Source organism: Candidatus Hadarchaeales archaeon, assembly GCA_038823825.1.
In the GTDB taxonomy this organism is placed as follows: Archaea; Hadarchaeota; Hadarchaeia; order Hadarchaeales; family Hadarchaeaceae; genus JAVZGN01.
This window is the reverse complement of record JAWBCC010000002.1, coordinates 154,935-172,798: the sequence shown is the minus strand read 5'-3', so window position 1 is coordinate 172,798 and position 17,864 is coordinate 154,935. Positions and strand designations below refer to the sequence as shown.

Genomic DNA, 17,864 nt, shown 5'->3' with positions numbered 1-17,864 from the left:
CACCTTTTAAATCTTCTTTAGGATGTCTCTGAGAGAGAGAACACCCACGATCTTGCCTTTTTTAACAACGGGGAGATGTCTGAACTTATAAAACGCCATCAACTGTATCGCTTCAAGTAGTGTGCTTTCTGGGTCTATTGAGATTGGCTTTTTCGTCATCACATCATCAGCGGTCTGCACCACGCTTATCTCTTTGATTTCTGGTGCGCCAACTGTAGCTATCCTGCGTCGAGGCATGAAAAGTCTAAAAATATCGCTTTCGCTAAGAACCCCCAGCAATCTTTTCTCTTTATCGACGACGGGGAAAAACTCCTTACCCCTGCGGATATGAGCCATCACTTTCTTAAGCGGTGTTTCTGGTGTGATTAGAATGGGCGATCTGTCCATCACGTCTCCAACCTTTGTTTTCCTAAGAATGTCCAACTGGTTCAACTTTCTTTTTTGAGCCATCACTACTGGCTTGATTGTTTCTTAAATTAAGCTTGTGGAAAGGGCATACGGCTCAAAAACAGATTGATGCTAAAAAACTGAAAACTCAAAAAATGTTCATTGGTGATCGTCCCAACCTCCTCAAATGCTGGTGCGGGGGGAGGGATTCGAACCCTCGAGGGCCCTACGGCCACAGGATCTTAAGTCCTGCCCTTTCGCCTCTCAGGCACCCCCGCCAAATAAAAATCACCCCATACCGACTATTATTGGCTTCTGCAGCCATCACATGCCACAGCAATTGAACATTCATTACATTCTAGATTTTTTCCACATGCTTTTAAAGTTAAGGTGATGTCGTGAAATGTAGATTTCAGACATGGGATAAACTTATTTTGGAGGTGTGCTCTAGCATAGCGGGGTACGTGAGTGAGACTGTGGTCTATTCACCCTAAGTATCTGGACAGAGTAGGCTTAATTGCTCTCTGGAGAGAAGGTCTTCTAGCTCAGAAGGTTCTTAGCGGACATACTAAAGGTTATACGAACCACCCACAGCTAATCAGATTTAAAAAAAGCGTTCGACCCCATGCTTGCTATTGGAACCTATCTCTACTACGTCTATCTCGAGGGTCGTGACAGAGGATATAGATTTAACCTCGGCAAGATCAAGGTGTACAATATCTCTAGCATCGACTTAATACCTGTGACGTCGGGACAGATAAAGTATGAGTACAAACTACTCCTACACAAGCTCTCGACCAGAGACCCTGAGTGGTGGCATCGGATAAGAGGTCTGGAGGACGTAGAACCAAACCCAGTCTTCTACATTGTCGATGGTCCGGTAGCAGAGTGGGAGAAACCAAAGAATTTCCTGCTATCTGATTCAGAGGATAATCTTCAGGAGTCCGGTTCTTCTTGCATCTCATAACCCACGAATCTTGTTGAACAGCTTCGAAGTTTGCATGAGTTAATGGAATACATAGAGAAGAAACACGAAAAAGTTGAAAAATTCTGAAAAGAAATTGAAGAAAGCAAGTTTTTAATTCGAAAATGGTGCTCCGGCCGGGATTTGAACCCGGGGCGCGAGCTCGAGAGGCTCGCATGTTTGACCGGGCTACACCACCGGAGCTCAAGAAAAATTAACAAAATAAGTAAGATAAGCTTTATCAACTTCTCAAACTCAGTCGAAAACCACCTTTTGAACTTTTCTGTTCATTGTGTGAGACTTTAAAAACATTGAAAATCAATTTTTATCCGTGAGGGAGAAATCGAAGATAAATGACAACCTCAGAAGCATCGTCAACTCACTTGTGTCTCTCTGTCCGGCCTATAACCCCGTGAGCTACTGGTTGCGGAGTCTCAAAAATATTTCAATAGCAGACGCGATAACATACCACTCCGAGTTGCTCAAATATGGTCCCCTCCGAGTGCTCATCGAGCTCTTCGGAATTGAACTACGTGATACGGTTGACTATAAAAGGGACTGCTTGGGAGAAACATTTCTCAAGTTGGTCGATACCATCGAAGAAACTTTTGAAAATGAGAAGGTGAGGAAGACTCTCGAAGAAGCACTCGAGATCAGACTTGAAAAAACTCCTGCACAGGAATACGTTGAAATGTGCATGGAAACACTTAGCAACGACAAAGTGGCTATTAGAATTCTACAAGAAATCGCGCGATCGGGACCGATAGGAGTAGACGACCTTCAAATCTACCTCGATAAAAGGTATTCTATGAAATGTACTAGAGAAGAGATTTTAGAAAAATTGAGAAAGATAAGGATTTTTAGTCTCCTCTCTGTTTCCGAAAATTCAAAAATCGATATTATAAAGAGATACAAGAAATACATTATTTCCACAGGCTCTTTTCAGGGGATATAAATGAAGAGACAAAAGAAAAATAATCCCGATTTTTTAAACTTCCGCAGTCCTCGGATCGAGCTTGTAAACAAAAAACATCAACACAACAAAAATATCACATCGAGATTTAGGACACCCGGACTTCGGATTTCTCGAGTTCCGTCCTCGCCTCAGACAAAAAAGAAAGAAAACAACAAAACTGTTTTTTATTCGCTGGCCGGTGGAGTCTGCGCGGGACTCGGACTGCTTCAAAATCCGGTGTGGTTCTTCTTGGCGTTTGCTATGGGTGTGTTCGCCCTTTTTGAGCTTTTTGGAACCTAACCTTAATTCCTAGCGGGCCCGCCGGGATTTGAACCCGGGACTTGCAGCTTAGGAGGCTGCCGCCATATCCTGGCTAGGCCACGGGCCCATCATGAAAAAAGTATTTAATAGGAAAATAAATGATATGACGAGGTGAACACTGTGGGAAAGGGTAAGGTCTTAGGAGTTCTCCTCTGCATAGTCGGCGCTATCGTTTTCGCCCTTTATGTGGGTTTTGTATTAGCAAAAGTAGGGTGGTTGGAAATCGGTCTATTTGACTACGCTAGAACTACTTCGTGGTTCATTGTACTGCCGGTAGCAATCGGAGTCTGGGTGGTCTCGGCGCTGGGTGTCTGGCTTGGGTGGATAATGGCAACTACAAAAGAAGTGACGTCTCCGCCACCCGAACCTGAAAAGAAAGAGGAAGCTCCTAAAGCAAGCTCTTAAATTTCCCGTTCTACACTTAACAGGGTGTTGGCGCTGAACTACAGGAGATATCTGATAGCCGGATATCTGCTAGCGTTAATGGTAATCGCTTCATCCATTCTCTTAATCCCGGGTAAAAGATACGAGACTCTTACAACATCCGACAGCGGATGGATCTGGGCAGAAGCCAAGTTGTTGGAAAGAAACAACGGATTTGCAGAGAAAAATCCATGGTCACATGCACCGCATGGATGGGAGTTCGAAAAAGAGCAGTTGCAACCCCTCCTGGCCGTCATGATATACCGCGGAGTAAAGACCGTCTTACCATCTGTAGATCTCTACGACATAGCAAAATATTATGGAATAATTTTCTTCTGTCTTAGCATAATCCCGATTTTTCTGCTTGGTCGGGAGCTTCACGGGGATGTTGCAGGAGCGGTGGCGGCCTTCCTCTTCACAACCCTCGTATCATCAATATATTGGAACAAAGTTGGGGCCTTCGACAGAGAACCCACGATAACGTTCATGTGCGCTTGGACTGTCTACTTCTTTGTCAAGCTTATGAAATCTGGAAAAGATGGGATCATTCCCTACGGAATCCTTAGCGGGATAACTTTTGGACTATTTGTGCTGACTTGGGCTGGGTCAATGTTTATCTCAGTCGCCCTCATCGGCGGAATACTGTTCACGCTCGCCGCTTACTTCTTTACAGAACTTCTCAAGAAAAGGAGGAGCATCGATTTAGCGTTCAAAAATACTGTGAACTCTCATATGCCCTTGCTGATAGGGTTTGTGATAGCTATCGTGACGTCAACTGTAGTTTTCTGGTCTGGAGGTGTTAGTCCAGACAGATGGCTGGGAACTGCGCAGTCTATACTTGACTATGTGGGAATTGGCGGGGGTGGCAGGGTATCCTTCCCACGCTACGCCTCCGAAATGGTCGCGCCCGCTTCTTTCTCGGATATCTTCACAAAGTTCTATCAAAACAATTTTCTCCTAGGCATAACCCTCATCGGTTGTATCGTAACAGTTCTCTATTGCATCTGGAAAAGAGAACCCCATCACTTTCTCCTTTTAGCCTGGTTCATTGTAATGCTTGCGATGGTGTGGCCGAAAGCAGGTCAGGCTAGATTTGAAAGACAGTGGTGGCCGCTTTTACCAGTTATGGCTGGAGTCGGGATCAGCGTTATTCTGAGCTGGTTGAAGGATTTCTCCTTCCATCCTGACTGGAGCTGGCTCAGAAGATTTCAGACTCCGGTTTTGGCCGTTGCTATCATCGTGCTTCTCGGATCTGCATTTGTCGTGAACGCAACAAGGGCCGCTGAAGCAACAACGCCGCCTACGGAATGGCGACTCGGAGCTGGACTTGATGCGGCGCTTATGGAGGCTTTCAAATGGATAAGAGAGAACACTCCTGAAAACGCAATAGTTTCTATCCAATGGTCATACGGACACCTGCTGACTGGAGCGACGGAAAGAAAAACCGTCTGCGATGGTGTGGAGGGGATAGGCGAGCAAGGAAAATGGGAAAACGATCCAAACTTCTGGCCGAAACCACCAGATTATGTTTATTATGTGAAGAATAATGAAGCTAGACTTTACGGGGTAAACGAACCTGCTAAACCATTTTTCATCAACGGAAGGAGAACCGACGTTCAGCGTTTTCCACAGATTGGTGAAAACGAGCTCAAATGGTATCTTAAAACCTATAGAGACAATTTCGGAATAAAAATCGACTACATACTGTTCACTTATGACGAGTACTATTACGCATGGTGGAACTACAGTGTTTACGAACCTCTCACAATAATATTTAAAGCAAATGTCAGATATCGCCCATATGGCCTAAGACCGAGCATGCAAGATAGCATGTATGTCTTCAACTTCGGAGGCGACAGGAGAGAAGTTGTCTTAGATCACCAGAATGGGCGAGTATTCCTGAGAACCGAAAATGAGGAGAAAACTATGGATGGATATGCAATCGTTGTGATTGACGAAAGTGGTAGACCGACAAACATGGCAGGATTCTACCCGCCCGAGAATGAAGCAGAAATTCCGGAAACCCTCGTGGTTTTCCTCAACCAGACCGGGAACATAGAAACTGCATGGTTGATCAGCGGAGTGTCCGAGCAAATAACCAGCAGACCGGAGCCTATCGGAATCCAAGCTTTCCAAGATAAGTTGAATGTCGATTTCCTAACGCAGGTCTTCAAAAGCTCAAACGGATATGTTAGAATTCTGCAAGTTGACCATTCGGTGATCGATTGATGCAGTTGCGGTGTCCGCGAGGAACCAGAGATCTCTGGGGAGACGAGCTGGCAACTGCAAGGTTTGTGGTCTCAAAAATGAGAAGTGTTTTCGAAAGATTCGGATTTCAAGAAGTGCAGACGCCAATTTTCGAACATCTCGAACTATTTCTCGTCAAGAGCGGAAGTGAGATAATCAAACAGATCTATGATTTTGAAGACAAGTCTGGGAGAAAGCTTGCCCTTCGACCAGAGCTAACCGCACCGGCGATAAGGTTTTTCATCCAACATCTTAAGAGAAATCCTCCCCCAGTCAGACTTTTCTATTTTGGAGAATGCTTCAGGTACGAAGAACCGCAAGCTTGGAGATGGAGAGAATTCACGCAAGCTGGTTGTGAGATAATCGGAAGCCCAAACCCGCAGGCGGACGCGGAAGTGATCTCCCTAACATGCGAAATTATGCGCGAAGTTGGAATGAATGACTGGAAGCTAAGGATTGGTGATGTTGGAATTTTAAGGAATGTGCTCGCCTCGGTTGGGGTAAAGGAAGAAAAGCAGGACCCTATACTCAGGGCGGTTGATTCAGGAAACAGGAATAGGATTCTTGAAGAACTGCGGAAAGCTGGCGTTCCTGAAGAAGAATATGAAAGGCTCCTAAAGATTTTTTCCTTGCGTGGAGATTTCAGAGTGTTTCAGAAGTTAAGCGAGTTCGACATCGATGAATCCATGCTTGAAAGGTCTAAGGAGCTTTTAAGAATTCTCCGCGAAGCTGGAGAGAAGTTTGAGATAGATCTCGGAATAGCGAGGGGCCTCGACTATTACACGGGGACTGTCTTTGAGGTCTATGTCGGAGATGTGCAGGTCGCGGGTGGCGGCAGGTATGACACGCTCGTTGAAAGACTGGGAGGACCCAAAACACCAGCGACCGGAGTCGGCTTCGGCGTCGATAGGATTTCCTCTCTTCTCCTGAAAGACGGCAAAGCGGAAAAGCCGATAAAACCGTTAGTTTATGTCGTTCCACTCGAGAGGGATCTCCTGCCCAAAGCTTTGGAAATCTCTAACATGTTGAGGAGAAAGGGTATAGTAACGGAGATGGAGGTTATGGAAAGAAGCCTACAAAAGGCCCTGAGTCATGCGGATTCGATGGGGATGAGATTTGCTGTGATAGTCGGAAGAAAAGAAGTCTCTGCCGGTCAAGTCGCCCTGAGAGATTTGAAAACAAAAAAGCAGGAGACAGTCAAGATCGAGGAGCTCGTTTCAGCGCTCAAATCTGTAGCCTAGCTTCTCAAAAATTTTCTTCATCTCGAGAGAGTCCAATTCCAGAACTGGCGATTCAGAGATTATTGTTATCTTCATTCCTCTCTTCAAAACTTCTTCGGCGAGTGGTCGAAACGGCGGATCTCCAGCTCGCATTGGTAGATGTCGCTTTTCGTTTCCGGCGCCGGCTTGCTTAGCAGGCGTCCATTCCATTGCTGTGAAGTGCGTGTGAAGATGATCAAGCTTCAGAGGCTTTAGAGCATCTAAGATTTGCGCGTAGTCGATCCTTCCACCCTGCCTGGCGTAGATGTGCGCAAAATCCACGACAGGTCTACACCTTGAAAGCTCCTTGCACAGAGAGACTATTTCTTCCAAGGTTCCGAAAGCGCTCTGTTTCCCCGTCGTCTCGTGACCCAAGAAGACATCATCAATTCCCTCCTTCTCGAGTTTGGCGATCATGTCTGAGTCCGCCTCCTTGACCGTTCGGTACGCCTCCTCCGGAGATCTTCCGCCATAATAGCCGGGATGAAAAACTACTATGTCCGCACCCATTGCATGAGCTCTTCTGGCAGATTCGAGAATTCTCTGCTTTGAGGCTTCAACCTTCTTTTTGTCTGGGGAGCACAGGTTTATGAAATATGGACAATGGACGGAGAGTCTGACGCCGAGCTCTTGAGCGATCTTTCCAACCTCCTCCGCTGCTTTCTGCGTGAGCGTTATACCCCTGACGAACTCTATCTCCATGGCGTTCAGACCGATTTCGGCAACGCAGCGAACTCCAGCAAGCGTGCTCCTCTCCTTACACATTCCGGGAATTCCCGCCGGACCCAGCCATATTTTTGCTTTCACTCTGAACCTCCCCAGAAAATCTCTGACCGTTGACATATAATTAATTTCAAGAGCGCCACCTCTTCCTGATGCTTTTATTCAAAATACGGAGAATGATTTTTCGAGAGAATGCTCAGTCGCGTGAAAGAGAAGGTGCGCAACATCGTGGCTCCGATTGCCACTTCCATCGCTGCCAGAGGTATCACACCAAACACTCTCACACTAATCGGACTCTTAGTCGGAATGGTTTCTGTTTTCTTTTTCGCACGTTCGAACGAATTTTTAGGAGGAATTTTCCTACTGATCTGCGGAATCTTTGATTTACTCGACGGAGCCGTTGCAAAATTCGGCGGGATGGTCACGGCCTTCGGAGGCGTTCTTGACTCGACGATAGACAGACTCGTGGATTTCGCAGTCTTGGCTGCGGTGGCATATGGAGGGCTCGCAGAAGCTGGCTGGCTTCCCGGCTGGCTCTGGTGTTTCCTTGCGATAGAGGGGAGCTTTCTCGTCAGTTATATCAGAGCGAGAGCAGAAGCAGCAGGAGCTAAAGAGATGGATGTTGGACTCGGAGAAAGACCGGAAAGAATGCTCATCCTGGGAATAGGCGCCCTAGTCGGATGCGTCAAGTATGCCGTTGTGATCGTTGCTTTCTTGGCGAACTTGACGGCTTCCCAAAGGGTGATAGTTGCGAGGAAGAGGCTGAGCGGACGCTGAACCCTCTATACAGATTTCTTAGATAATCCTTGCCTTTCTGGAAAAGATCTCTGCCCCGTGCCGTGATTTCGTACAATGTTTTTCTCCTCCTCCCCGTGACTTTACGCACCGTGATGTATCCATCTCTCCTCAAAGCCTGCAAAACGAGATATGATGTGACTATCGGTGGTTTCCATCCAAATCTCCGCTCAATCTCCTTCATCAACTCATAACCGCACATAGGTCGCTCGCTCAGTAACCTTAGAAAATACATCCACAGAATTTCCACCGTTGTTTTCTTCTTCAGCCTGACTAGTGGCGCTTCTTTCACAATCGACCGTTCATCCGCAAGCTTTATAAATATTTCCGAAATTGATATATCAGAAAATGAAATATGGTGAAAACGGATGAGTAAGATAAAAGTTGCCATAGCAGGTGTCGGAAACTGTGCGTCCTCACTTGTGCAGGGCGTTGAGTATTATAAAAATGCAAAAGAGGACGAGTTTGTCCCGGGCCTCATGCATGTTAACTTCGGCGGATATCACATAAGAGATATAAAATTTGTGGCAGCCTTCGACGTTGACGCGAATAAAGTTGGAAAAGATCTCTCAGAAGCTATCTTCACTCCACCAAACTGTACTGTCAAATTCTGCGATGTTCCCAAGCTTGGGGTTGAAGTCATGAGAGGTCCCGTTCTTGACGGACTCGGAAAATATCTGACGCCGGTGATTCCCGTAGATAAAAGGCAGAAGCCGGTGAACGTTGCCAAAGTGCTCGAGGAAACGGATGCCGATATACTGATAAACTACCTGCCGGTGGGAAGCTATGAAGGAAGTAGATTTTACGCAAACGAGGCACTAAAGGCAGGCTGCGGCTTTATAAACTGCATCCCAGAGTTCATCGTTTCCGACAAAAACTGGGCAAAAAAGTTTGAGCAGGAAAAGATTCCATGTGTCGGCGACGACATAAAGTCGCAGGTTGGAGCTACGATCTTGCACAGAACACTCACTAAACTGCTGGTTGACAGAGGTGTCAAGGTCGAAGAAAGCTATCAGCTGAACATAGGTGGAAACACGGACTTTCTCAACATGCTGGAGGAGGAACGTCTGAGTTCGAAGAGAATAAGCAAAACCGAGGCCGTTTCCAGCCAGTTGCCGTATGAAGTCCCGCTTAGAATCGGTCCAAGTGATTATGTCCCATTCCTGAAGGACAGGAAAATATGCTACATATACATAAAAGGAAGGAAGTTCGGCGATGTTCCTCTTTACATCGATGTAAAGCTCTCCGTTGAAGATTCCCCCAACAGCGCTGGAGTTGTTATAGATGCGATAAGAGCTGTGAAGCTCGCTCTAGACAGGAAAATAGGCGGACCGCTCATAAGCGTCTCGGCATATTTCTTCAAACATCCACCTGTTCAGATGTCTGACGAGGAAGCGCGTAAAGCGGTGGAGGAGTTCATAGCTGGCAAGAGGGAGAGATAGAATGGTCGAAGTCGTAATCGTCGGTCATTTCGCAATCGATATAAACACCTACCCTTGGGGAACGATAGAAAACGCATTAGGCGGAGCACCGATCTATGGTGGTCTCACAGCTGTTTCGCTGGGCTTCGAGACTGGGATAGTCTCAAAAGTTGGAAGAGACTTCGTTGAAAGATTTCCGCCTCTCTTCAGTAAGCTCGGTTTGGACACGGAAGGGATTCTCGTCAGCGGAAAGAAGACCACTACGTTCGAAAATATTTACGACGAGAAAGGAAACAGGAAGCAGGTCTGCAGATATGTGGCTCCAGAAATCCTTCCCCAAGATGTGCCGGGATCTTATAGGGACGCAAAAGCGTTTTACGTTTCTCCGATAGCGGGCGAAATTTCCGCAGAACTTTTAGCCAGTTTAAAGACGGAAAAGAATGTTGTTGCCCTCGATCCTCAAGGGATTTTGAGAAAAATCGAAAAGAATGGCAATATCAAAATTGTGAAAAAGGATCTTCGCGAATATCTACGATATGTGGACATCCTAAAAATAGGAAAGGAGGAAAGCGTCATTCTTGGACCTGAGCCAAAATCCGAAATGAAAAAGCTGGCAGAAGCGGGCCCTTCGGTTGTGATCGTTACGCGTGGAGAAAAAACAAGCATCGTTCTTCATGAGAGAAACTTCTTCGAGGTTCCAAGCCTGAAAGTAGACGCTAGAAGCATGACTGGAGCCGGGGATGTTTTCGGAACTGCGTTTCTCTGCAGATATTTGAAAAGAAAAGATGTGATTGAGGCTGCAAGGTTCGCGTCTGTTGCAGCAGGCTTGAAGATAAGATATCACGGACCCGTCGGATTCCCGAGTGAAGATGAAGTTTTGCAGGCTATGAAATCGCTTCAGTAAGTTTTAGCTAAGTAAATCAGTTTTTCCGAATCTCCGCAACAGTTGACACACTTCCCGGTTGCTTTTTCGTCAAGAGACTCTCCGAGAATTCTTCCACCTGTTTTTTCCTCTATCGACATGCCACACTCCTCCGAGCCGCACCAGCAAAGTTTAACTATTCCTCCTTTCTCGGCCAAGATCTGTGCCGCTTCTTGGACGCTTTCCGCACGATGTATCCTCGACTCGAAGAACTTCATAGCTCTCACTCGGAGATTTTCAGAGATTTCTTCTAAGATTTTGTTGACCTCTCTCACCAAATCATCGGCTTTCACCGTACACCTCTCTCCTGTGTCTCTCCTGACAAGCATCGCTTCAGATTTCTCAACCTCTGAGGGCCCGATTTCTACTCTAAGCGGGACCCCTCTTCTCTCCCAGTAGTAATACTTATTGCCAGGTCTCAAATCTCGATCGTCAAGATGAACCCTAAAACCGGCACCCCTTAAAATCTCGAAAATTCTCCGGGCCGTCTGCATGATCTCCTCGCTTTTTTCCTTGAAAATCACAGGGACAATAACAATCTGGATTGGAGCCACAAGTGGGGGGAGACAAAAACCGATATCATCACCGTGAACCATCAAAACTGCAGCAATTGCTCTCTCGGATATTCCGTAACAAGTCTGATAGACGTATTCATGCGAACCATCTGGCTTTTCATACTTCACATCATAGACTTTTGAAAAGTTCTGACCTAGATTGTGGATTGTCCCTATCTGCAAAGTTTTTCCGTCAGGAGCAAGCGTGTCAAAAGCAATGGAGTAAACCGCCCCAGCGAATGTATCCCACTTCGGTCTTTTCGAAATCACAGAAGGAATTCCAAGTAAATCAAAAAACCTTTTGTAAATCCCGATCGCTTCAAAAACTTGCCTCTCTGCATCTTCCCAGCTCGCGTGAGCGGTATGGGCCTCTTTGAATGTCGTCACCTCCCTAACCCTTACGAGGGGCTTGGTCATTTTTGTCTCATATCTGAAAACGCTAACCACTTGGTAGATCTTGAGTGGCAGATCGGCGTGAGATTTTATCCACAGAGAAAACATCGGATACATTGCTGTTTCCGACGTCGGTCGCAAAACTAGCCTGACATCGAGGGGCTCCGTTCCTCCGTGAGTCACCCAATAAACCTGCCCCTCGAATCCTCGTATGTGTTCTGCCTCTTTTCTGAAAAGGTCTTCCGGGATCAAGATGGGGAAGAGCATTTCACTGTGTCCAGACTCGTCGAGTAACCATCTAAGGATAGAAACAACATTGTTTCTTATCTTAAATCCGTATGGGAGCCAGACGTATAGCCCCTTGACAGGATATCTGGGATCTACTATTTCCGCTCTTTCGAGCATCTCAGCAAACCACTCACTGAAGTTTTTCTCCCACGCATTTCTTTCAGCCATCCAAATCTACCTCCGTTAGTTTCTCAAAGCCTTCTTCTTTCACTATTACCATATCTTCCCACCTTGCTCCTCCTACTCCTTTAACATACACCCCAGGTTCCACTGTTATTACCATTCCCTCCTGGAGAATTTCTTGAGATGTCGGAGAAAGGGAAGGTGGCTCATGAATATCCAGACCTACTCCATGGCCGGTTCCGTGAAGGTAAAACCGGAGTAACCCTTTTCTTCTGATGAATTCTCTGGCCGCGAGGTCGACATCGCTCGCTTTTATCCCTCCTCTGACTCTTTTCAAGGCTTCCGCTTGCGCTTCTCTGACTATCTGCACTAGTTTTCTGAACTTCCGTGAATGTCCGAGGACAAAAGTTCTGGTCATATCTGACGCATAACCCTCAAAATAACAGCCTAGGTCGACAACCACTATATCCTCCTTTTTGATTCTTCTATCCGTCGCTCCCGCATGAGGCAGCCAAGAGTTTTCACCAGATGCGACTATCGTTGGAAAAGGAGTACCCTCCCCTCCCGATTTTCTCATCACATGCTCGGCTTCGGCCGCAAGTTCCAGTTCCGAGACACCAGGTGATAGGAGTTCATGAATTCTCTTCATTCCCAAAATTGCGAGATTCGCCGCTTTCTTCATTATTTCGATTTCTTTTGAATCCTTCATCATTCGCATTTCCTCCACAATTTTCGGAAGTCTTTTGTAACCGGCTCGGTACAGCATTCGCAACTTACTGATGAACTCAGGAGGGGCTTGATCATATCCTACAACTTTCGCTCCCAACTCCTCTAAACAATTTATGACAAGTTCCCAGGGTTGTCCAAAAAAGATGCTCTCTCCAGACCTGAGTGGAGACTTCCATCCTGAAAACGCCCGAACGTCCTTTATCCAGCTCTCTCTTTTTACTCTGTCGAACTCTAACCTGCTGCAAATCAAAATTGGCTTACCTTTACAAGGAACGATTACGGCTTTTCCCGCCTCACTTCCAGCGAGATATCTATGATTTTTAAAAGCGATGAAAACATCGAGTCCGTATTCCTCCATTTTCTCCTGCAATTTTCTTACTCTTTCCATCACGTAGAAACACCATTCATTTTTCCGCATACATATAAAATGAAATGATGTCCTTAAGAAAAATTGAGCTAGCCAAGCTGTATTCGGAAACAGCTGAAAAATACAGAAGAAGATATCGGGAAATTCAGCGTGAGAAGTACGAGTTGGTTTTGAGCATATTGCCATCCAAGATCGGAAGAATTCTGGATGTTGGGTGTGGTACAGGGGAACTCCTTTTAAGAGTCGCTAGAAAGGCTGACCTAGCGATCGGTATGGACATTTCCCCAGGCATGGTGAAAAGGATTCCACATGCTGTAAAAAACGTATGTGTTGTGATCGCGGACGCCGATTTTCTCCCATTCAAAGACAATTCTTTCGATTTTGTGGTTTCTGTCACCCTTTTGCAGAACATGCCAGATCCAGAAACCACAGTAAAGGAAATATGCCGTGTGGTGCGGCCTGGCGGCCTGGTGATTCTAACGAGCCTCAAGAAAAAACATAAAGAAGAGATGTTGGTCTCTTGGGCCAAGTCTGCTGGTTTTTCCGTTGAAAAAAGCGGGGAAATCGGGGAAGATGTTTATTGCGTATGTCTGAAAAAGTAGCAAACCTTAATTAAGAATAAAAATTAGTTTTGATGCAATGCAGGCAGTCATCATAATCGATATGATAGTTGATTTTGTGACTGGAAAATTCGGAGGCGAGCATGCTCAGAAAATAATCCCTAACATTAAACGATTGTCTGAAGCCGCACGCAGACGGGGAATACCTGTGATATACGTCTGTGATGCTCACAACCGTTGGGATCCTGAGATCTCTATTTGGGGTGAGCACGCAATGCTAGAGACAAAAGGTTCTGAAATAATTCCAGAACTAGCTCCAAAACCCGAAGATTTCATCATAAAGAAGAGAACTTACAGTGCCTTTTTCCAAACAGAACTAGATGACCTTTTGAAAAAACTGGGCGTGAAAGAAGTTATTCTCACCGGAGTCGTAACAGATATCTGCGTTCAACATACGGCCGCGGATGCTTTCTTCCGCGGCTATCTTATTGTTATACCTTCGGATTGCACAAACGCCGTCAAAAAGGAAAAACACGAACAGGCTCTCGAAACGATGAGGAGTCTATATGGGGCTAAAATAACCATCTCGGAAGAGATTATTTCTGGTTGGGGTGAAAATGAGAAAGTTCCATATTGCCACGGTTGAGGAAATCAAAAGTGGAAAAACCACAGACATCTACTTCGTCAGAACCAGACAGATCCTCGAAAAGAAAGGCATGAAATCAATTTCTGCCCTGGCGGAGGTGACGGCTAGCTCTTTGCCAAACAACTGGCCTTGGGCGGTTCTGGCCGGCGTAGAAGAGGTAGCACAGCTTTTCGAAGATGTTCCAGTGACTGTTAGCTCGATGCCTGAAGGAACTATCTTTCATCCCTATGATTTGCGAGGATTTAGAGTTCCGGTATTGACTATTGACGGAAAATACGCGGAATACTGTGAATTCGAAACTCCCATGCTAGGAATGCTCTGTCAAGCGACCGGAGCTGCTACGGTAGCTGCAAGAATAAGGAAACTCGCATGGGGGAAAACTCTTATAGCATTCGGGATACGCAGGGCACATCCTGCAATCGCTCCAATGCTAGACAGAGCAGCCTACATCGGCGGATTTGATGGAGTTTCCAGCTTAATCGGGGCCGAGACGATTGGGGAAAAGCCAATGGGAACTATGCCACATTCGTTGATAATATGCTTCGGAGATCAGAGAAGTGCCTGGAAGGCCTTCGACGATGTCATGCCGGCTGAAATTCCTCGGATAGCCCTAGTCGATACTTATTATGATGAGAAGGCCGAGGCGATCATGGCTGCCGAGACTCTCGGAAAAAAACTTACGGGCGTAAGGCTAGATACTCCCGGCTCGAGAAGGGGAAATATGAGTGAGATAGTGAAAGAAATTCGGTGGGAACTCGACGTCAGAGGATATAAATGGGTGAAAATTTTTGTTTCGGGAGGAATTAGTGAAAAAAACATAAAGGAGCTCTGCGAAGCTGGGGCGGACGGCTTCGGGGTTGGAACTTCGATCACGAACGCTCCGACCGTCGACTTTGCCATGGATATAGTAGAACTGAATGGAAAGCCTGCAGCAAAACGCGGAAAACTCGGAGGTAGGAAAGACGTATGGAGATGTCGTCATTGTCTCGCATTTCTCCTCACTAGAGAGGGAGAGACCCCTGGAAAGTGCCCAAAATGCGGAGGAAAGATGGAAAAGGCGCTGCAGCCTCTAGTTAAAGATGGAAAAATCGTGGGAAAACTTCCAAAACCGAAAGAAATAAGGAGATACGTGTTAAAACAACTTGAACGGGTGAAGGAGATATGAGGACAATACATTCGAGAGCTGACCTTAAGAAAGTCAAACGAATGGTGGTAAAAATAGGCACAAAGTCGCTGACTGGAGAAAACCACAAACTCGATGAAGAAAAGATCGGGAAGTTTGTAAAAGACGTCATGGCTGTGAAAAAAATGGGCAAGGAAGTTTTAATTGTGTCGTCTGGAGCGATAGGAGCCGGGATGGGGAGAATGAAAATAACAAACAGGCCGAGGAAGCTTTCGGCTCTTCAGGCCGTTGCAGCGATCGGCCAAGGAATACTCATGCAAACTTATGAAAAATATTTTGGAGAGCACGAACAAGTTGTAGCCCAAATCCTTCTGTCAGCAGAAGACTTCGTAGATGCGGAAAGATATAAGAATTTTAGGAACACGGCAGCGACTTTGCTGAAGTGGGGAGTGATACCAATAATAAACGAAAACGACACGGTGGCGACCGAAGAAATAAAAGTTGGAGACAACGATATTTTATCCGCCTATGTTGCTAAGGGGGTAAAGGCTGATTTGCTCGTTCTGCTCTCCGATGTAGACGGCGTTTATCTTGGAGATCCCAAGAAACCCGAAAGTAAGATCATTGGGCTCGTGGAGAGAGTAACACCCAGAATTGAAAGAGCCGTTTTAAAATCTTCGAAAGGCTTCGGCGGAATGTTCACAAAAGTTCAAGCGGCCAGAATAGTCACGGAGGCTGGGATAGCTGCGGTTATCGCAAACAGCAGAGAAAAAAATGTTTTGGAAAGAATTCTGAAAGGAGAAGAGATAGGAACCCTTTTCCTGCCGAGGCGGGAGTGATGGAAGTAATCGAAAAAGCTAAAAAAGCGCGCGAAGCTTCATTGAGACTTCCCAATCTCTCTAAAGACGATAGAAACCGAATATTGCTTGCGATAGCTAAAGAGATTGAAACACAAAAAGCACGGGTGCTGGAAGAGAATGCTAAGGATATCAGAGAAGCGGAGACAATGTTAGAAAGAGGGGAAATAACAAAACCCGTGCTCCAAAGATTAAAACTAAACGAAGAGAAAATTGCTGACATAACAAAAATGATTCGAAGTGTTGCAGAATTGCCGGATCCATTGGGGAAAACTGTTTACGCCATGGAGATGGATGACAACCTCTATGTCTATAAGCTAACATGTCCGATTGGTGTAATCTGCTGTATATTTGAGGCGAGACCCGACGTACTTCCGCAGATTTCCTCACTCTGTCTAAAGTCAGGGGATGCTGTGATCTTAAAGGGGGGAAGAGAAGCAAAATATTCAAACAGGGTTTTCTTCAGCATTTTCAAAGAGAAAAGCGAGGAGCTCGGAGCTCCGTCCGGGTGGATTCAACTTGTGGAAGAGAGATGGGAAGTAAGAGAATTGCTAAAGCTCGACGAATATATTGATCTCATCATCCCCCGCGGAGGCAAGGATTTTGTGAAATACATTCAAGAAAATACGAAAATCCCTGTCCTTGGACATGCGGAAGGCATATGTCACGTGTACGTAGACGAATATGCGGATCTGGAAAAAGCGCTGAAAATCTGTTTTGACGCAAAAGTCCAATATCCCGCTGTTTGCAACGCTGCTGAAACTTTGCTCGTTCATTCGAAGATCGCTAAAGAATTTCTGCCAAAACTTGCAGAGCTCTATAAACAAGCTGGTGTAGAGATCAGAGGATGTCCACGTGTCAAAGAGATATTGCCAGATGTTAAACTGGCCACAGAGGAGGACTGGAGAACTGAATACCTAGATCTCATAATTTCCATAAAAATCGTGGATTCGATCGAGGAGGCAATAAATCACATAAACATCTATGGATCTAAACACACGGATGCAATAGTTACGGAAAACATGAAGAACGCTCTAAAATTCGTCTCAGAAGTCGATTCTTCGAGCGTAATGGTAAACGCGTCTACCAGATTCAGCGACGGCTATCGCTACGGACTCGGTGCCGAGGTTGGGATAAGCACGAGTAAAATTCACGCTCGTGGCCCAGTTGGACTTGAGGGACTCACAACAACAAAGTACGTGGTCATAGGAAACGGTCATGTAGTTAAGGATTACATCGGTGCTGGAGCTAGGCCTTTCAAGCATAAGCCAATAAAACTTGACTGGAAAGAAGTCTTGAAAATATGAAGAACAACAACATCAAGTACAAAAAGGTTGTGGTTGGCGGAACTTTCGATTACTTCCATGACGGACATAAAACTCTTTTGAGAAAGGCGTACGAAATCGGGGAGCGCGTTTGCTTAGGAATATCTTCAGACAAAATGGCAGAACTTCTGCAAAAAGACTCTGCGGGAGTTGCACCACTGGCAGTCAGATTGCTGGCTGTCCTTCATTTCCTGCGTGAGAACGACTGGCTGGGAAGAACAGAGATAACCATACTTGAGGATCCGTTTGGACCGGCAGTAGACGATCCAGAAGCTGAAGCGATTGTTGTCAGTCCTGAAACCAAATGTCGAGCGAAGGAAATAAACGAAAAAAGACAAAAGAATAATCTTCCTCCTCTCCAAATAGTGGAGATCCCATTCGTACTTGCTGAGGATGGTAAGCCTATTTCTTCGATAAGAATAAGATATGGTGAAATCGACGAACACGGAAAGTTAATAAAACAAACGAGAGTTGGATAAAAA

The 17,864-nt window shown here is 45.8% G+C and carries 18 protein-coding genes and 3 tRNA genes; 14 read left to right on the top strand and 7 right to left on the bottom strand.

Annotated features, from left to right (window positions below; all coding sequences use genetic code 11):
* Positions 1-6 precede the first annotated feature (6 nt).
* Together QXF64_03415 and QXF64_03410 are read right to left on the bottom strand one after the other, a co-directional pair.
* Entirely contained in the window at positions 7-450 is a 444-nt protein-coding gene (locus QXF64_03415; GenBank protein MEM1689532.1) for a CBS domain-containing protein, read from the bottom strand.
* 128 nt (positions 451-578) lie between these two features.
* Positions 579-665 (bottom strand) — tRNA-Leu (locus tag QXF64_03410).
* A gap of 347 nt (positions 666-1,012) precedes the next feature.
* Here QXF64_03410 and QXF64_03405 point away from each other — a divergent pair.
* Complete coding sequence (locus QXF64_03405; protein MEM1689531.1) at positions 1,013-1,354, top strand: hypothetical protein; 342 nt, start codon at positions 1,013-1,015, stop codon at positions 1,352-1,354.
* A gap of 123 nt (positions 1,355-1,477) precedes the next feature.
* Here QXF64_03405 and QXF64_03400 read toward each other — a convergent pair.
* Positions 1,478-1,555: transfer RNA gene (locus QXF64_03400), tRNA-Glu, on the bottom strand.
* 127 nt (positions 1,556-1,682) lie between these two features.
* Between QXF64_03400 and QXF64_03395 the strand changes: the two genes are divergently transcribed.
* Positions 1,683-2,306: a hypothetical protein gene (locus tag QXF64_03395; GenBank protein MEM1689530.1), complete on the top strand. Its 624-nt coding sequence runs from the start codon at positions 1,683-1,685 to the stop codon at positions 2,304-2,306.
* A 313-nt stretch (positions 2,307-2,619) separates the two neighbouring features.
* Here QXF64_03395 and QXF64_03390 read toward each other — a convergent pair.
* Positions 2,620-2,694: transfer RNA gene (locus QXF64_03390), tRNA-Arg, on the bottom strand.
* Between the two features lie 53 nt (positions 2,695-2,747).
* Here QXF64_03390 and QXF64_03385 point away from each other — a divergent pair.
* From QXF64_03385 to hisS, 3 genes are read left to right on the top strand one after another with little or no spacing between them, the layout of a single operon-like run.
* Positions 2,748-3,032 carry a hypothetical protein gene (locus QXF64_03385; GenBank protein ID MEM1689529.1) on the top strand — a complete coding sequence of 95 codons (285 nt, stop codon included), beginning with the start codon at positions 2,748-2,750 and terminating at the stop codon, positions 3,030-3,032.
* A 27-nt stretch (positions 3,033-3,059) separates the two neighbouring features.
* The gene (locus QXF64_03380) at positions 3,060-5,279 is read left to right on the top strand and encodes an STT3 domain-containing protein (GenBank protein MEM1689528.1); all 2,220 of its coding nucleotides are present in this window, start codon (positions 3,060-3,062) and stop codon (positions 5,277-5,279) included.
* Positions 5,279-6,538 carry a histidine--tRNA ligase gene (gene hisS / locus QXF64_03375; protein MEM1689527.1) on the top strand — a complete coding sequence of 420 codons (1,260 nt, stop codon included), beginning with the start codon at positions 5,279-5,281 and terminating at the stop codon, positions 6,536-6,538. Before QXF64_03380 ends, hisS begins: the two co-directional genes overlap by 1 nt.
* On the opposite strand, the gene QXF64_03370 is transcribed toward hisS, so the two are convergent.
* Positions 6,515-7,363 (bottom strand): TIM barrel protein, encoded by an 849-nt coding sequence (locus QXF64_03370; GenBank protein MEM1689526.1) that lies wholly within the window; start codon positions 7,361-7,363, stop codon positions 6,515-6,517. The genes hisS and QXF64_03370 overlap by 24 nt on opposite strands.
* A gap of 108 nt (positions 7,364-7,471) precedes the next feature.
* On the opposite strand from QXF64_03370, the gene QXF64_03365 reads away from it, so the two are divergent.
* The 3 genes from QXF64_03365 (at position 7,472) to QXF64_03355 (ending at position 10,399) form a co-directional block, all read left to right on the top strand.
* Positions 7,472-8,056 (top strand): CDP-alcohol phosphatidyltransferase family protein, encoded by a 585-nt coding sequence (locus tag QXF64_03365; GenBank protein MEM1689525.1) that lies wholly within the window; start codon positions 7,472-7,474, stop codon positions 8,054-8,056.
* A gap of 386 nt (positions 8,057-8,442) precedes the next feature.
* The gene (locus QXF64_03360) at positions 8,443-9,516 is read left to right on the top strand and encodes an inositol-3-phosphate synthase (GenBank protein MEM1689524.1); all 1,074 of its coding nucleotides are present in this window, start codon (positions 8,443-8,445) and stop codon (positions 9,514-9,516) included.
* Between the two features lies 1 nt (position 9,517).
* Positions 9,518-10,399, top strand: coding sequence for a PfkB family carbohydrate kinase (locus tag QXF64_03355; protein MEM1689523.1), 882 nt, complete (start codon positions 9,518-9,520; stop codon positions 10,397-10,399).
* Here QXF64_03355 and proS read toward each other — a convergent pair.
* Together proS and QXF64_03345 are read right to left on the bottom strand one after the other, a co-directional pair.
* A complete protein-coding gene (gene proS / locus QXF64_03350) occupies positions 10,393-11,820 on the bottom strand; it encodes a proline--tRNA ligase (GenBank protein MEM1689522.1) in 1,428 nt (475 codons plus the stop codon). The two genes, QXF64_03355 and proS, sit on opposite strands and share 7 nt — an antisense overlap.
* Positions 11,813-12,892, bottom strand: a complete 1,080-nt coding sequence (locus tag QXF64_03345; GenBank protein MEM1689521.1) for a Xaa-Pro peptidase family protein — start codon at positions 12,890-12,892, stop codon at positions 11,813-11,815. Before QXF64_03345 ends, proS begins: the two co-directional genes overlap by 8 nt.
* 44 nt (positions 12,893-12,936) lie before the next feature.
* On the opposite strand from QXF64_03345, the gene QXF64_03340 reads away from it, so the two are divergent.
* From QXF64_03340 to QXF64_03315, 6 genes are read left to right on the top strand one after another with little or no spacing between them, the layout of a single operon-like run.
* Positions 12,937-13,473: a class I SAM-dependent methyltransferase gene (locus QXF64_03340; GenBank protein ID MEM1689520.1), complete on the top strand. Its 537-nt coding sequence runs from the start codon at positions 12,937-12,939 to the stop codon at positions 13,471-13,473.
* A 37-nt stretch (positions 13,474-13,510) separates the two neighbouring features.
* Positions 13,511-14,077, top strand: coding sequence for an isochorismatase family cysteine hydrolase (locus QXF64_03335; GenBank protein ID MEM1689519.1), 567 nt, complete (start codon positions 13,511-13,513; stop codon positions 14,075-14,077).
* Entirely contained in the window at positions 14,049-15,242 is a 1,194-nt protein-coding gene (locus QXF64_03330; protein MEM1689518.1) for a nicotinate phosphoribosyltransferase, read from the top strand. Before QXF64_03335 ends, QXF64_03330 begins: the two co-directional genes overlap by 29 nt.
* A complete protein-coding gene (gene proB, locus QXF64_03325) occupies positions 15,239-16,039 on the top strand; it encodes a glutamate 5-kinase (GenBank protein ID MEM1689517.1) in 801 nt (266 codons plus the stop codon). The genes QXF64_03330 and proB overlap by 4 nt, the downstream gene beginning before the upstream one ends.
* Entirely contained in the window at positions 16,039-17,364 is a 1,326-nt protein-coding gene (locus tag QXF64_03320) for a glutamate-5-semialdehyde dehydrogenase (protein ID MEM1689516.1), read from the top strand. The genes proB and QXF64_03320 overlap by 1 nt, the downstream gene beginning before the upstream one ends.
* Positions 17,361-17,861: a phosphopantetheine adenylyltransferase gene (locus QXF64_03315; protein MEM1689515.1), complete on the top strand. Its 501-nt coding sequence runs from the start codon at positions 17,361-17,363 to the stop codon at positions 17,859-17,861. The genes QXF64_03320 and QXF64_03315 overlap by 4 nt, the downstream gene beginning before the upstream one ends.
* Positions 17,862-17,864 lie beyond the last annotated feature (3 nt).

Bases quoted from the DNA above. Each gene is read 5' to 3' on its own strand.
- QXF64_03365 (MEM1689525.1), top strand. From the start codon at position 7,472: ATGCTCAGTCGCGTGAAAGAGAAGGTGCGCAACATCGTGGCTCCGATT.
- QXF64_03340 (MEM1689520.1), top strand. From the start codon at position 12,937: ATGATGTCCTTAAGAAAAATTGAGCTAGCCAAGCTGTATTCGGAAACA.
- QXF64_03355 (MEM1689523.1), top strand. From the start codon at position 9,518: ATGGTCGAAGTCGTAATCGTCGGTCATTTCGCAATCGATATAAACACC.
- QXF64_03315 (MEM1689515.1), top strand. From the start codon at position 17,361: ATGAAGAACAACAACATCAAGTACAAAAAGGTTGTGGTTGGCGGAACT.
- proS (MEM1689522.1), bottom strand. From the start codon at position 11,820: ATGGCTGAAAGAAATGCGTGGGAGAAAAACTTCAGTGAGTGGTTTGCT.
- QXF64_03320 (MEM1689516.1), top strand. From the start codon at position 16,039: ATGGAAGTAATCGAAAAAGCTAAAAAAGCGCGCGAAGCTTCATTGAGA.
- hisS (MEM1689527.1), top strand. From the start codon at position 5,279: ATGCAGTTGCGGTGTCCGCGAGGAACCAGAGATCTCTGGGGAGACGAG.
- QXF64_03405 (MEM1689531.1), top strand. From the start codon at position 1,013: ATGCTTGCTATTGGAACCTATCTCTACTACGTCTATCTCGAGGGTCGT.
- QXF64_03345 (MEM1689521.1), bottom strand. From the start codon at position 12,892: ATGGAAAGAGTAAGAAAATTGCAGGAGAAAATGGAGGAATACGGACTC.
- QXF64_03415 (MEM1689532.1), bottom strand. From the start codon at position 450: ATGGCTCAAAAAAGAAAGTTGAACCAGTTGGACATTCTTAGGAAAACA.
- QXF64_03335 (MEM1689519.1), top strand. From the start codon at position 13,511: ATGCAGGCAGTCATCATAATCGATATGATAGTTGATTTTGTGACTGGA.
- proB (MEM1689517.1), top strand. From the start codon at position 15,239: ATGAGGACAATACATTCGAGAGCTGACCTTAAGAAAGTCAAACGAATG.
- QXF64_03330 (MEM1689518.1), top strand. From the start codon at position 14,049: ATGAGAAAGTTCCATATTGCCACGGTTGAGGAAATCAAAAGTGGAAAA.
- QXF64_03360 (MEM1689524.1), top strand. From the start codon at position 8,443: ATGAGTAAGATAAAAGTTGCCATAGCAGGTGTCGGAAACTGTGCGTCC.